Origin of the sequence: Nitratireductor pacificus pht-3B, from assembly GCF_000300335.1 — a bacterium.
Taxonomy (GTDB): domain Bacteria; phylum Pseudomonadota; class Alphaproteobacteria; order Rhizobiales; family Rhizobiaceae; genus Nitratireductor; species Nitratireductor pacificus.
In genome coordinates this window covers 1-13,941 of sequence record NZ_AMRM01000008.1, presented here as the reverse complement: position 1 = coordinate 13,941, position 13,941 = coordinate 1, and the positions used below count along the sequence as shown (strand labels likewise).

At 67.4% G+C, this 13,941-nt stretch carries 12 protein-coding genes and 1 pseudogene; 11 read left to right on the top strand and 2 right to left on the bottom strand.

The window, feature by feature from the left end; genetic code table 11:
* Positions 1–277: 277 nt before the first annotated feature.
* The 4 genes from NA2_RS08580 (at position 278) to NA2_RS08565 (ending at position 4,391) form a co-directional block, all read left to right on the top strand.
* Positions 278–1,585: an MFS transporter gene (locus tag NA2_RS08580; RefSeq protein WP_008596220.1), complete on the top strand. Its 1,308-nt coding sequence runs from the start codon at positions 278–280 to the stop codon at positions 1,583–1,585.
* A gap of 37 nt (positions 1,586–1,622) precedes the next feature.
* Positions 1,623–2,642 carry a histone deacetylase family protein gene (locus NA2_RS08575; RefSeq protein ID WP_008596219.1) on the top strand — a complete coding sequence of 340 codons (1,020 nt, stop codon included), beginning with the start codon at positions 1,623–1,625 and terminating at the stop codon, positions 2,640–2,642.
* Between the two features lie 7 nt (positions 2,643–2,649).
* A complete protein-coding gene (locus NA2_RS08570; protein ID WP_008596218.1) occupies positions 2,650–3,555 on the top strand; it encodes a DMT family transporter in 906 nt (301 codons plus the stop codon).
* A gap of 95 nt (positions 3,556–3,650) precedes the next feature.
* A complete protein-coding gene (locus NA2_RS08565) occupies positions 3,651–4,391 on the top strand; it encodes a GntR family transcriptional regulator (RefSeq protein ID WP_008596216.1) in 741 nt (246 codons plus the stop codon).
* On the opposite strand, the gene NA2_RS08560 is transcribed toward NA2_RS08565, so the two are convergent.
* On the bottom strand, positions 4,372–5,322 hold the full coding sequence (locus NA2_RS08560) for a LysR substrate-binding domain-containing protein (protein WP_008596214.1): 951 nt from the start codon (positions 5,320–5,322) through the stop codon (positions 4,372–4,374). The genes NA2_RS08565 and NA2_RS08560 overlap by 20 nt on opposite strands.
* 103 nt (positions 5,323–5,425) lie before the next feature.
* Between NA2_RS08560 and NA2_RS08555 the strand changes: the two genes are divergently transcribed.
* From NA2_RS08555 to NA2_RS08540, 4 genes are read left to right on the top strand one after another with little or no spacing between them, the layout of a single operon-like run.
* Positions 5,426–6,847, top strand: a complete 1,422-nt coding sequence (locus tag NA2_RS08555; RefSeq protein ID WP_008596213.1) for a M20 family metallopeptidase — start codon at positions 5,426–5,428, stop codon at positions 6,845–6,847.
* Positions 6,848–6,852: 5 nt separating this feature from the next.
* Positions 6,853–7,683, top strand: coding sequence for a transporter substrate-binding domain-containing protein (locus NA2_RS08550; protein ID WP_157188173.1), 831 nt, complete (start codon positions 6,853–6,855; stop codon positions 7,681–7,683).
* Between the two features lie 6 nt (positions 7,684–7,689).
* Entirely contained in the window at positions 7,690–8,400 is a 711-nt protein-coding gene (locus NA2_RS08545; protein WP_008596211.1) for an ABC transporter permease, read from the top strand.
* 2 nt (positions 8,401–8,402) lie between these two features.
* Positions 8,403–9,134: an ABC transporter permease gene (locus tag NA2_RS08540; RefSeq protein WP_008596210.1), complete on the top strand. Its 732-nt coding sequence runs from the start codon at positions 8,403–8,405 to the stop codon at positions 9,132–9,134.
* Between the two features lie 242 nt (positions 9,135–9,376).
* On the opposite strand, the gene NA2_RS08535 is transcribed toward NA2_RS08540, so the two are convergent.
* On the bottom strand, positions 9,377–10,504 hold the full coding sequence (locus tag NA2_RS08535; RefSeq protein ID WP_008596209.1) for a helix-turn-helix transcriptional regulator: 1,128 nt from the start codon (positions 10,502–10,504) through the stop codon (positions 9,377–9,379).
* Between the two features lie 174 nt (positions 10,505–10,678).
* Between NA2_RS08535 and NA2_RS08530 the strand changes: the two genes are divergently transcribed.
* The 3 genes and pseudogenes from NA2_RS08530 to NA2_RS21250 form a co-directional block, all read left to right on the top strand.
* Complete coding sequence (locus NA2_RS08530; RefSeq protein ID WP_008596208.1) at positions 10,679–11,704, top strand: transferrin-binding protein-like solute binding protein; 1,026 nt, start codon at positions 10,679–10,681, stop codon at positions 11,702–11,704.
* A gap of 95 nt (positions 11,705–11,799) precedes the next feature.
* Positions 11,800–13,107: a surface lipoprotein assembly modifier gene (locus tag NA2_RS08525; protein ID WP_008596206.1), complete on the top strand. Its 1,308-nt coding sequence runs from the start codon at positions 11,800–11,802 to the stop codon at positions 13,105–13,107.
* Positions 13,108–13,216: 109 nt separating this feature from the next.
* Positions 13,217–13,941 (top strand): annotated as a pseudogene (locus NA2_RS21250) (hypothetical protein); the annotation flags it as partial.

Sequence of the window (13,941 nt, the reverse complement as noted above, 5' to 3'; positions counted from 1 at the left end):
ACGCTCTCGTCGCATGGCCGGGCATCCGGCGGATCAAGTCGCTCCTCCCCAGGAAGTGAACCGCGTCACACACGCTGTCGTCTTTCTCGCTCAAATCGACGCGCATTTCCAGTTTCCCGCATCGCGCGCCATTTCGGGGCAGGACGGCGCGGCGGGCAATCTTCTTGCACGCTCATTGCATGCACTGTGCATTGACAGTGCGGGCCATAGGTATATTCTGTCCTCGAGGATAGCCGGCGCGTTCGGGCGCGTCGGCAACTGCACTGGGGAGGGTTTCATGGTTTCTGACAAGGCAATGGAGGCCGGGAGCGATCTCGGCGGAAAGACGAAAAGCAGCCGCTCGACCGTGATCGCCGGCGCCGCCGGCCATTTCATCGAATGGTACGACTGGACCATCTACGGGCTGCTTTCGGCGGTCTTCGCGGCCCAGATGTTCCCGGGGCACGACCCGATGGTCGCGCTTCTCGCCGCCTACGGCACCTTCGCCGCCGGCTTCCTCATGCGGCCGGTCGGCTCCTTCGTCCTGTCGCCGCTCGCCGATCACTACGGCCGCCGCGGCGTTCTCGCGCTGACGATCATCCTGGCCGGGGTGGGCAGCCTGATGATCGGCCTCGCCCCGACCTACGAGCAGGCGGGCCTCATCGCGCCGCTGACCCTGCTTGCCGCGCGCCTGTTGCAGGGCTTCGCGACGGGCGGCGAGTACCAGACGGCCGCGGCGTTTCTCAACGAACACGCCCCGCGCGAACGGCGCGCTTTCGCCGCATCGAGCCAGATGGTCTCGACGGGGCTGGCGATCCTGTTCGCCATGGCCGTTGCCGCGGTGACCACGCGGGTCTTCGCGCCGGACGTCCTCCAGTCCTGGGGCTGGCGCGTTCCGTTCCTGCTGGGCGCGGTGCTTTCGCTCTACGGCGTGTGGCTGCGCCGGGCGATCCCGGAAACGCCGTCCTTCGAGGCGCGCACCCGGCGCGACCCGCTCACCCTGCGTTCCGTGTTCGCCGGCTTCATCGAGTTCCCGAAGGAATCGCTGATCGTCGTCGTGATCCAGTCGTCGGGCGTCCAATTCTATCTCTGGATGGTGTTCCTGGCGACCTACGCCAACCTGTCCAGCGGGCTGCCCATCAGCGAGGGCCTGACCGCCGGCATGATCAGCCTCGCCTTCTACACCATCGTCGTCTCGCCGCTGGCCGCGCTCTCGGACCGGATCGGCCGCAAGCCGATGCTGATCGGCTCGGCGCTCGGCTTCCTGCTGCTCGTCTATCCGATGCTGCAGATGCTGAAGACGGCCGATTTCACCAGCTTCCTGATGATCCAGATGGCCGGCGTCTTCCTGATCGCGATGAACAACTCCGTCATCGGCACCGTGTTCTCGGAAATCTTTCCGACGCGTCTCAGGGCCACCGGCATCGGGCTTCCCTATGCGATCTGCGTGGCGATCTTCGGCGGCACCTCGCCCCTGATCGCCACCTATTTCCTGAAGAACGGGCAGGATCATTTCATCGCCTACTACGTCATGGCGATTTGCCTGATCTCGATCCTGGTGCACATCTTCCTGACGCCGGAAACCAAGGGACGGGCGCTGGACTAACCGGTCCGGCTGCGGCTTCTGCAAGGATACAGTGTTCATGATCGTCGTTCATCACCCCGACCAGGCGCTCCACGATCCGGAGTTCGTGTTCCGCATGGGGCAGTTCCTGCCCCAGCCGGACAGGGCCGAGCGGTACCACATCTTCCTCCGGGAGGCGCGGAAGCATGCCTCCCGGGTCGTCGAGGCGCCGCTCGGGGATCTCGAGCCGGTCCTTGCCGTCCACGACGAAGACTATGTGCGGTTCTTCGAAACCGTCTGGGAACGCTGGCGCGCCGTGCCGGGCGCCGGGCCGGAGGTGATTCCCAGCGTTCACCCGACGCACCGCATGCGCCGCCGGCCGAAGGACCTGCTCGGCGAACTCGGCTGGTATTCGAACTCCACCTCCTGTCCGATCGGGGAAGGCAGCTTCGCGGCGGCGCGGGCCAGCGCTGCAAGCGCCGTCCATGCCGCCGATCTCGTGCTGGAACGGCAAGGGCCGGTCTATGCGCTGTGCCGGCCGCCCGGCCACCACGCCTATCGAGACCTGATGAGCGGTGTCTGTTTCTTCAACAACGCCGCCATCGCTGCCGAGCGGCTGGCGCGCCGGCTCGGGCGCGTCGCCATCATCGACATCGACGTGCACCACGGCAACGGCACGCAGGACATCTTCTGGGAGCGCGGCGACATCCTGTTCGCGTCGCTGCATGTCGATCCGGACTACGGACCGCCTTACTACGCCGGCTATGCCGGCGAGACCGGCGAGGGGGCCGGGCGCGGGCTGACCCTGAACATGCCGCTTCCGGTCGGCACCGGTGACGCCGCCTATCTCGCCGCGCTCGATCACGTGCTCGGCCGGGTCCGGCAGTTCGCGCCGGGAGCGGTGGTCGTCTCGGCGGGGCTCGACGCGTCCGCGCACGATCCGGTCCAGACCTTCAAGCTCAGCAATGACGGCTTCGCCACCATCGCCGGCCGCATCGTTTCGCTGGCGCTGCCGACCCTGCTCGTGCAGGAGGGCGGGTACCTCAATCCCAACCTCGCCGCCTGTCTCGGGGCCTTCCTGAACGGCTTCGAAGACTGAGAGCGGCATGTCGGCAAGCGATCGATACACCGCCGCCGGCGGCCATGCCGGCGTCGCGCTGATGGCCGGTTTCACCGTGCTGTCCTGGGCCAGCATCTTCCCGCTGACCCGGTGGTGCCTGCAATGGTTCTCGCCGCTCGAGCTGGTCACCCTCCGGCTGATCGCCACGGGCGTCGTCCTTGCCGGCGCGCTGCTTGTCACCCGGCCGCCGCTGCCCGCGCCGCGCGCCTTCGCGGGACTGGCCGTCTGCGCCTTCTTCGGCGTCGCGGTCTACAATCTTCTCCTGTCCTGGGGGCTGGTCACGCTGAGCGCGGGCGCGGCCAGTTTCCTCACCAACACCATTCCGATCTTCACCGCCCTCCTTGCCTGGGCGCTGAACGGCGAACGCCCGACCCGCCTGTCCGGGGCCGGCATGCTGGTGGCGTTCGCCGGCATCTTCATCCTGGCGTCCGGCCAGCCGGGCGGCTTCTCGTTCGGCTCCGGCACGACGCTGGTGCTCGCCGCCACCGTCTGCTCCGCCGTCTACATCGTGCTGCAAAGGCGGCTGGTGCATGCCTTTCCGCCGATGCAGACGGCGGGATGGCTGATGGTGCTCGGCGCCATGTTCCTGCTGCCCTTTTCCGGCGGCGCCGTCGCGGCGGCGCTGGCCGCGCCCCTACCGGCGGTGGTTCTCGTGATCCTTCTGGCGCTGGTGCCCGGCGCGCTCGGCCAGATCGCCTGGCTGATGGTCCTGAAATCGATCCCCGCCGGACGCGCCGCGTCGCTGCTGTTCCTGATCCCGCCGCTGGCGACGATGCTCGGCGTGCTGTTCCTCGGCGAGACCCTGTCCATCGAGCTTCTCGCGGGCGGAACACTGGCAATCGCCGGCGTCGCCATGGTCCACGCGACCGGCATGCTGCGCCGGCGCGGCTGAAACGGGCCGCGCGCGGCATCGCCGGCCGGCCGCAGCGCTTGTCGCCACGCGGCCAGTCGCGGTATAGCGCGTGGGGAGAGCCAGCAGGTGGATTGATGAAGACAGGAAAGCGGGATGCGGCGGGACGGCCGGAGCAGCGCGTGCGCGCCAAGGGCACCAGCGTCAGCGAGGCCTATGACCGGTTGCGCGCCGATATTCTCGACCTGACGCTGTCGCCGGGAATGCTGCTGGACGAGCGCGAGCAGGTGGCGCGGCTGCGCCTGTCGCGGACGCCCATCCATGAGGCGTTCGTGCGGCTCGCCGCCGAGGGGCTGATCATCATGCAGCCCAACCGCCAGGCGCAGATCGCGCCGCTCGATATCCGCGACCTGCCGCTCTATGTGGAGGCGACCGACATCGCGCACCGCACGGTGGTTCATCTGGCCGCCAGGCGCCGCACCGAAAGCGACCTCGCCGCCATGGATGCAGCCGCGACGGAGTTCGAGGCCGCGGTCAGCCGGGGCGATCCGCTGCAGATGACGGAGGCCAACCGCCAGTTTCATTCGACGGTCGCCGGCGCCTGCCACAATCCCTATCTCGCGGCGCACTACAACCATCTGCTGACGCTGGGGCTGCGGGTCCTGCGCAGCAGCCATGTCTATGGCCGGCTGGAAGCGGCAGACCTGCAGCGGCAGGCCCGCGAGCACCGCGACATCATCGCCGCGATCAGCCGGGGGGACGCGGCGGAAGCCGAGCTGCTGGCCCAGAATCACACCCGGGCGTTCGTCGATCTCTATGTGCGCAGCCTGCAGGAGAACCTGGCGGCGGACATCGCGATCAGGCCCCGGGAGCCGTAGCGCCCATGGCCGGGCCGCCCGCCCGGGCCGAGGTCAGCCCCTCCTCCAGAAGCCAGCTCCGCAGCAGCGCCACTTCCGGCCGGACAAGGCTCGCCTCCGGCGTCATGATCACATAAGGCTGCCTGATCGGCAGCGAAATGCCGAACGCCTCCACCAGCCGGCCCGCGCCGAGCTCCGCTTCCACCAGGAAATCCGGCACCAGAGCGAAGCCGGCGCCGGCGAGACAGGCGTCGATCGCCAGGTGAACGAGGTTGAACGACAGGGTCGACCGCAGCTCGAGATGCCCGAAGCCCGTCGCCGCGAACCACGCCTCCCAGCCCTCGTCGTGCCAGCCGGGCTCGGTGAAATCCACCTTGATCAGCGGGCTTGCGAGCAGGTCCGCCGGGGTGGGCGCGGGCGGCAGGGTGGCGGTCAGCGCCGGGGTGCCGACGACGATCAGATTGCCGTTGATGAGCGTGTCCTGCTGCACGCCCATCACCGTCCCCCTGCTGTGGTAGATGGCAAGGTCCGGATCGGGCTCGTTGGCGCTCCAGCGATGCGGCAGGGCCATCACGGCAACGGAGATGTCCGGATGGCTCTGCCGGAACCGTCCGATGCGCGGCGTCAGCCATTTCGTTGCCAGCGAGAACTGGCAGCGCACCGTGACGGCGCTCAGCCCGCCCGGAACCCGCGCGGCGACGCTGACCGCGGTGAGCTGGTCGAAGATCGCCTTCAGGCGCGTCGCGAAAACGCGCCCGGTCTCCGTCAGGCAGACGCCGTTGGCGCGCCGCTCGAACAACGGCCCGCCGACCCATTTCTCGAGCTGCTTCATCTGATGGCTGACGGCGCCCGGCGTGACGCCGAGCTCCCCGCCGGCGCGGGCGAAGCTGAGATGGCGCGATGCGGCCTCGAAGGCGCGCAGCGCGGGCAGGGGCGGGAGGGGACGGACCATCGACGAGACTCAATTCAACTAAGGCTTACCGAGAGAACTTTTGGTTTGCCCCCACATTCTTCGGCGTGACATCGTTCTGTCAAGACGAGGAATGAGCAGAATTATGTCTCGGGACCAAGCAATCAGCACCTCCGCCGGCTATGCGGACAATGGCCGTTTCCTGGCGGACCTGACCCGCCGTGTGGCGGTCGCGACGGAAAGCCAGAACCCCGCCCGGCGCGCCGATTGCCAGCGCTATCTGGACGGGATCATGGAGGATTTCGCCAGGATCGGCTTTGCCGGCGAGGTGATCGACAATCCCGATCCGGCAGGCGGGCCGCTGCTGATCGCCCGACGCCAGGAGGGCGATGACCTGCCCACCCTGCTCGTCTATGGCCATGGCGATGTCGTGGCGGGGATGGAAGGCGCCTGGTCGAACGGCCGCGATCCCTGGCGGGTCAGCGTCGAGGGCGAGCGCATCTACGGCCGCGGCACAGCCGACAACAAGGGCCAGCACACCATCGTCATGCTGGCGCTCGAGGCAGTCCTCGAGACGCGGGGGTCGCTCGGCTACAACGTCGTCGCGCTGATCGAGACCTCCGAGGAAACCGGTTCGGCCGGGCTGCATCAGGTCTGCGCGGAGCATCGCGACAGGCTCACCGCCGACTGGCTGATCGCGTCGGACGGCCCGCGCCTTGCGAAGGACGCCGTGACGCTCGACGGCGGCACGCGCGGCACGGTCGATTTCGACCTGGTCTGCGACCTCAGGGCCGGCGCCCATCATTCGGGAAACTGGGGCGGGCTGATCGCCAATCCGGCTGTCATCCTCGCCAATGCCATCGCCAGCCTGATCACGGCGACCGGTCGCATCAATGTCCGCGCCATCGTGCCGGCGGCGGTGCCGCCGACGGTGAGCGTCGCGCTCGGCCGCATCGATCTCGTCGCCGAGGAAGGCGGTCCCGCGTTCGACCCCTGGTGGGGCGAGCCGGGCCTGTCGCAGGCCGAGCGGGTGTTCGGCTGGACCGCGCTCGAAGTGCTGGCGATGACGGCGGGAACGCCGGCCCAGCCGATCAACGCCATCCCGCCGCGCGCCTCGGCGCGGTTGCAGATCCGCTACACGGTCGATAGCGATCCGAAGCGCTTCATGCCGGCGATTCGCGCCCATCTCGACGAAAACGGCTTCGCCAACGTCGCGGTCGTGCCGAAATCGACAGAGCTGGACTGGGGTGCGACGCGCCTCGATCCGGAGCATCCGCTGATGCGCTGGGCGGCCGAATCGGTCCGGCGGACCACCGGCGCCGAGCCGACGATCCTGCCGAATGCGGGCGGCTCGCTGCCGAACGACTGTTTCGCCGAAGTTCTCGGCATTCCGACGATCTGGGTGCCGCATTCCTATTCCGGCTGCTCCCAGCATGCGCCGGACGAGCATCTTCTCAGGCCGCTCGTGGCGGAAGGCCTGGCCGTCATGGCCGGCCTGTTCTGGGATCTTGGAACGGACGGCCGTCCTGGCCGCCCTGGGTACGGGAAAACGACAACGGAGGGGTGAAGGACATGTATCGAAAACTGGTGGGACTGTTGACGGCGCTGGCGCTCGGGGCGTCACTGGCGGGACCGGCCGCGGCGGAGGAGAAGCCCGAGGTGCGCATCGGCACCGATGGCGGCTACCTGCCCTGGAGCTCGATGACGCCGGCGGGCGAACTGACCGGCTTCGACATCGAGCTGGCGAAACTGGTGTGCGAGCGGATGGAGCGCAAGTGCCGCTTCACCGCGCAGCCCTGGGAAGGGCAGATCCCGGCGCTGGAGCAGGGCAAGTACGATATCCTCGTCGGCGGAATCTCGATCACGGCCGAACGGCAGAAGCGCCTTGCCTTCACGCAGAGCTACGCCAACCTCCCGATCAACTTCGCCGCCGCCAAGAGCGCCGGCCTGAACGGCAAGAGCGCCTGGCCCGAGCTGCGCGAGGCCCTGGTCGGCAAGACGATCGGCGTCCAGTCCGGCACGCAGAGCCAGCGCTTCATGGACAACGAGCTGAAGGGCGACGTCACCATCCGGCTCTACGACAACCAGGACAGCCTCAATCTCGACCTGCTGGCCGGCCGCCTCGACGCCGCGCTCGCCGGGCGCTCGCCCTGGATCGCGTTGACGGGCACCACGCAGGGCGAGGGCATCGAGATCCTCTCGCCCGACCTCAACTTCGAGACGTTCAACTATCTGGGCGTCGGCGTCGGCGGGCTGATGCGCAAGGATTCCGACGAGCTGCGCAAGGCATGGGACGTGGCCCTGTGCGCGCTGAAGAAGGAAGGCGAGATCCGCCGCATCTCAGAGCACTGGTTCGGCTTCGACATCTCGACGAGGGCCGATCCGGCGGTCTGCGGAGCCTGATCCCGCATGGCTGGGGAGGCATCGCTGCTGGAGATACTGGCCTGGGGTGACCAGGGGTGGTCGAGGCCGCTCCTGGTCGGGCTGGGCGTCACCGTGGCCTGCGCCAGCCTCGGCTATGTCCTGGGCGTCGGCCTCGGTTTCGCGCTCGCCCTGGCCAAGCTCGGGCGCAACCGGTGGGTTGCCGCCGCGGCCAATGCCTACACGACGGTGGTGCGCGGCGTCCCGCCGCTCCTGGTCATCTTCCTCCTGTTCTTCGGGACCAACGGCGCCCTGATGTGGATCGCCGGCGGCTTCGGCTACAATGGCTATATCGAGGTCGACGCCTTCACGGTCGGCGTCATGGCCGTCACGCTGGTCTCGGCATCCTACAGCTCCGAGGTGTTTCGCGGCGCCCACGCCACCATTCCCGGCGGGCAGTTCGAGGCGTTCGCCGCCCTCGGCCTGCGGTCGCTCGCCGGCCTCTGCCTGGTGATCATGCCGCAGATGTTCCGCTATGCGCTGCCGGGACTGGGCAATGTCTGGATCATGGCCATCAAGGAAACGACGCTTCTCTCCGTCATCTCCCTTGCCGAGCTGATGCGCGTCGTCGGCCTCGCGGGGCGCACCACGGGGCAGCCCTTCTTCTTCTACGGCGTGGCGGCGGTCGTCTATCTCGTTCTCGTGGCGGCGTCCTCGCGCGCGTTCGTCGCCGCCGAGCGCAGAATGCGCTGGGGCTGACGATGGATTTCGAAACCACGCTCCGCGTGCTGACCGAACTGGCGGGCGCCATCTGGGTCACGTTGGCGCTGGCCGCCGCCACCCTGCCCCTCGGCTTCGTGCTGGCGGCGCTCGCCACCTGGGCCCGCGCCTCGCGCCATCGCGTCGCGCGCATGATCGCCGTGGCCTATGTCACCGCCTTCCGCTCGACGCCGCTTCTGGTCCAGATATTCGTGCTCTATTACGGCCTCAGCCAGTTCGCATGGCTGCGCGAAAGCCCGGCCTGGATCGTCCTGAAGGATCCCTTCGCCTGCGCCGTGGTGGCGATGAGCCTGTGCACGGGCGCCTACACCGCCGAGGTGATGCGGGGCGGGCTGGCGGCCGTGCCGAAAGGCGCCGTCGAGGCGGCGCGCGCGCTGGGCCTCTCGCCGCTCAAGGTTCTGTTTCTCGTCACGGTTCCGATCGCCGTCCGGCGCGCGCTGCCGGCCTACAGCAACGAGATCGTCGTGACGCTCAAGGCGACGTCGCTCGCCAGCACGATCACTGTGATGGAGCTGACCGGCGTCGCCAAGGACCTGATGAGCCAGACCTTCGCCGTCATCGAGGTCTTCTGCATGGTGGCCGCGATCTATCTGGCGATCAACACCATCCTGATCATGCTCCTGCGCGCGCTGGAGCTGCGCCTGACGCCGCTGCACGAGCGGCCGAAGCCGCAGCGCACGGCACGGGTCGCCCGGCCGAACGCGGCCCTGTAGCGCGTTTGGCAGTCAGGTGGAATCCCCTGACGCCTGCATAAACGCGAAGAAACAAGGAGACAGAACGGGACAGCGTTTCCGTGAAATGATGAACCGGTCTAGGGTCAGGCAACATCCCGTCCCAAACAATGATGCGTTCCGGGACGGATGAGGGTCTGTCGGGCCGCGGCGGCGGAGGATAATCGAAATAGTCCCTGCGCCATATAGGAGGCGGCTATGGCGGGCGCGAAAGAGGCCCGGGCTCAGCCATAGCGCGCCAGGAGCAGCACCAGCTCGCTCTGGCGATGCGTTTCCGTCTTCTGGAAGATCAGCTTGAGCCTCTGGCGCGCCGTCCCCACCGTGATGCCCAGCACATCCGCGGTCTCCGAGAGCGTGCGTCCCTCGGCCATGTGCCGGCAGAAGTCGATCTCCGCCCTGGTGAGACCGAAGATCGGGCCGAGCTGATCGAAATTGCGGGCGCCGGGCGGGCGGCTCAGATCGCGGAACAGCAGCAGGACCAGCGGCTTCGCCGGAACGATGGCGGTGCTTTCGATGCGCGACAGCGCGACGAAGGATACGCGCCAGGTCGCCCCGCCATGCGCCATCAGGTGATGCGCGCTGTCGACCGGGCGGCCGGCGACGAGCTGTTCCACCGTATGCCGCAGAAGCGCGTTGGCCTGCATGTCCCGGATGACCAGCCGGTCGTGGCGCGCCGCAAGCAGGCGCCCTTCCCGCAGGGCCGCCTCCGCGATGTCGTTCGCCGCCGCGATCTTCATCCACCGGTCGACCACCAGCGCGATGTCGGGAGAGCGCTCGACCACGGCCGCGAAAGCCGCCATCCGGCCCATCATGTCGTTGACGCGCCGCGCATGGCCGACCGCCCTTCGGATGTCGCCACGGACGGACTTCAGGATCTTCTCCAGTGCGTCGTCATAGCCGTCGCACAGCTTGAGCGGGTAGTGCATCGCCAGATGCAGCAGGTCATGCGGTCCTCCGTCTATCTTCAGGCCGGCCGCGCCCCGGAAATCGCCCTGCGGAACGAGCCACTCCTCGTAGAACGCCGTGCCGCGGAACAGATGCGCGGGGCAGTCGCGCTCGGCGATGCCGACGGTGCCGGCCGGCCAGCCCTCCCAAAACGCCAGCCAGGGATTGATGAAGGCGTAATGCGCGCCATAGGAGGCCAGGTAGTCCGGATCGACGTTCCGGGTGATGTCGAAATTGATCCGCGGGCAGGCAAAATCCAGACTGTGGATCGCGGTGAAGGACCCCGGGAACGCGTCCGAAAGCGTCGCCGCGACCGTGTTCCAGTGCGCCTGATCGGCGGAAGCGTCCAGAATCTGCTCGCGTATCGTCGAGGCGATGCGGTCCACCCCCTCCCGCGAAGTGCGCATGGGCGACCTCCCCGCTGCCCCGAGCCTCGTCTTCGATACCACAACCTAGACGGGCTTGAGATGCAACCGCACCTCCCAAATGGGAGCTGCCGGTGGCTTTTCCAACCGCTAACGTTTCGTCGAGTGGCCGATCCTGGGGATGCGGTCAGGTGATCCATGCGGAGGGGAATTTTGATGAAATACAAGGCAATCGCGCTTCCTGCCCTGATGGCGGCGACAGCGCTCGCGGGCTGCAAATCGGGCGATCCGGAGCCGCCGATGGCGCCCTATGCCAATGTCTACAAGGCGACATATGCCACCGAGGCGACCGACACGATGGCGCAACTCTTCTCCGCCGCGGGCAAGAAGCTCGAGGGCGGAACGGCCCCGTTCGTGAGCACCTATGACGATGTTGCGAACAAGGATAAGAGCGAAGCCGGAGACCCGACACCGGTCAAGGTCGAGAAGACCGCCAACGGCTATTCGTTCGAGGTCGCCGGCGAGAAGGTGAGCTTCACCGACGCCGACCTCCAGGGCAACGGGGATTATTATGAGACCTCCGCACTGAACAGCAACAACCAGATGCGGACCATGGCCAGCGTCGCAGCGCTGAACGGCAAGACCAAGGAAGCGCTGGAATCCGGGACCTCCAGCATGGTGCCGCTCAACTACTACATGCGCTACAAGCCCGGTGCGGATGCGGCGACTGCGGACGATAGCGGTGGTGTGGCCGGCTACGCCATCGTCGGACTTGAAACCAAGCCGACCGCCCTCCCAAGCACCGGCAAGGCCACCTATCAGGGGCGCGGCCGGATCGAGGCGCGCGCCAAGTCGTATGACTACGACACCGACACGTGGCGGGTGCGCTATATCGGCGATGCGACGATGGAGGCCGATTTCGGCGCCAAGACCGTTTCCGGCTCGATCGCGGTGGACGAGCATCGCGCCCAGGTCGGCGGCAACAACACGACCACCGATGTCTCGGGCCAGGGCGCCGTGGTCATGTTCAAGCCCGGCCAGATCGTCCAGAACGGCTTCACGTCCGAACTCGAGGGCAATGCCGCGCTCAACACCATGATCCAGAACGATGGCCTGGGACAGGTTGAGGCGGAAGCCTATGGCCGCTTCTATGGCAAGGACGGCGGCCAGATCGGCGCCGTGATCGCCGGCGAAAGCGCCACCCACGACATCAGCGGCGTGGTGTTCGGCGATCGCCAGTAGCGCCGGCGGGGACCATTCTTTCCACGGGTGGGGGAGCAACGGCGCCGGCGCGCCCGGGTTGAAAAGACCCGGCGCGCCGGTTCCGCGATCGGTCTATGAAGATCAGACTCATTCTTGCATTCATTGCCCTGTTAGCGGCCCTGTTCGCGGCCCCATTTGCGGCAAGACCGGCCTCGGCGGGTCCGGTGGACCTGCTCGACCGGCGCATCGCTTCAGGCGACGTGGACGGCGCGCGGGTGCTGGCCGCCGGCTTCTCGCAGCTCTCGCCGGGTCTTGCCTGGCTGCCTTCCTATGTGGACGGCTATCGCTGCCTCACGCTGGGCGATGCCGCCTGCGCCGAAAGCCGCGCGCGCGGGCTTCTGGCGCAGGATCGACGCAACATGCGGGCGCGCCACCTGCTGATCAACGCGCTGGCAGCGCAGGGCCGGCACCGCGCCGCCGTCTATCACATCCGCCGCAACCTCGCGCTGGCCGACGATCCCGAAATCGTGCGGCAGTACGAGGCGGCGCTCGCCGCCTATGAGAAGCGCAATCCGCAGCTCGGGCTGTCTCTCTCCATGTCCGCCACCCCGTCCACCAATGCGACCCGGGGCACCAAGCAGAAGATCGTCTATCTGAACGACCTGCCGTTCCGCGTCGCCGAAGCAAGCCGCGAGAAGAGCGGCAGCACGGTGACGGGCGGGCTCACCCTTTATCGCCGCTTCGCCCTTGGCGAACGCAGCGACCTGCTGGCATCGGTGACCACGACGCTGGAGCGCGGCGTGGAGGACCCTTCCGGCAGCGTGGTGACCGTCGCGCCGGCCCTGCGCCTGCAGCATGATTTCGGCGCGACGAAACTGTCGGTCGGCCCGGTCGCGGAAATCCAGTGGCAGGACGGGGACCTGCTTGCCTATCGCATGGGAGGCGCGGTGAACGTCTCGCGGGCGGTCTTCGACAACACCGAAATCAGCCTTGCGCTGCGCATGATGTCGCAGACCTATCCCGACATGGACTATCTCGACGGCTACAAGGCGAGTGCCGAGATCGGCCTGCGCCGCAGGTTCACGCCCGACCTCGCCGGAACCGTCTCGCTGGCGCTGGAACGCCAGCACACGCAGGCGCGGCACATGGCGCACAATCTGGCGAAGATCAGCGCGGGACTGGAGAAGTACTGGCCGAACGGCCTCTATACCGACATCACCCTGTCCTACCAGGCCAAGGCCTACGACGAAGCCGGCGCGCTCTCCAGCGTGCCGCGCCGGGACGATCAGTTCCAGGTTCAGGTCGGCGTCGCGCATGAGCGGCTGAAGATCTTCGGCGTCATGCCCTATGTCGGCTACCGCTACACGCAGAACCGCTCCAATGTCGGTTTCTACGCCTATGAGAGCAACGATCTCGTCATCAGCGGAAGGATGCGTTTCTGACACCGTTTCAGCAACCTTGAGTTACCTTAACTGGCAAATTAATTCTTCCCATGGTTGCTTAATCCTTCCGCTCGTGGATAATCTCCGTGCAGTGGCTTCGGGAGGGGACATGTCGTTCAACGGGGACGACATCGGTCGGGCGCTGGACGCCTGCTATGACGCGGTCGTGTTGCCGGACGACTGGCCGCTGGCGTTGCAGGCGCTGTCCCGGTCGGTCGGCGCCAGCGCGGCCATGTTCTTTCCCAAGGACGTCAACGAGAACGCGGCCCACATGCCGGCTTCGCCGGACTATGTCGAGTTCCTTGAACACTATGTCAGGGGCGGCTGGTACGCCGGCCATTATCGCTCCGAGCGCGGCTGGCCGATGCTCGAGAAGAGCCCGACCGCCGTCGTGCTGGAGCACGATCTCGCCACGGACGAGGAACGCCGGCGCCTGCCGCACTACAACGACCTCTATCTGCGATGGGGCTATAAGGGCTTTGCGGCGATCGGCTTTCAGATCGATGGCGAGCCGTGGTGCGTCCCCCTGCTGCGCTCGGTGCGACAGGGCTTCTTCGAACGGGAGGAGGCGGGAACGCTCGCGCGGCTGTCGCACCATTTCAGCCGGATCGCCCGCCTCAACCGGCGCTTCGTCGTCGCCAGGAACGCGACGGGGCTCGAAGCGCTGGACCGGATCGACCGCGCCGCGCTCCTGCTCGACCACAACGGCCGGGTGATTGAGATGAACGGCCGCGCCGAGGATCTTCTGTCGCGCTGCCGCGGCGTGCTGGTGATCAGGAACGGCCGGCTCGGCGCCCTGCAACCCGACAGCGACCGCCGGCTGCAGGCGCTGGC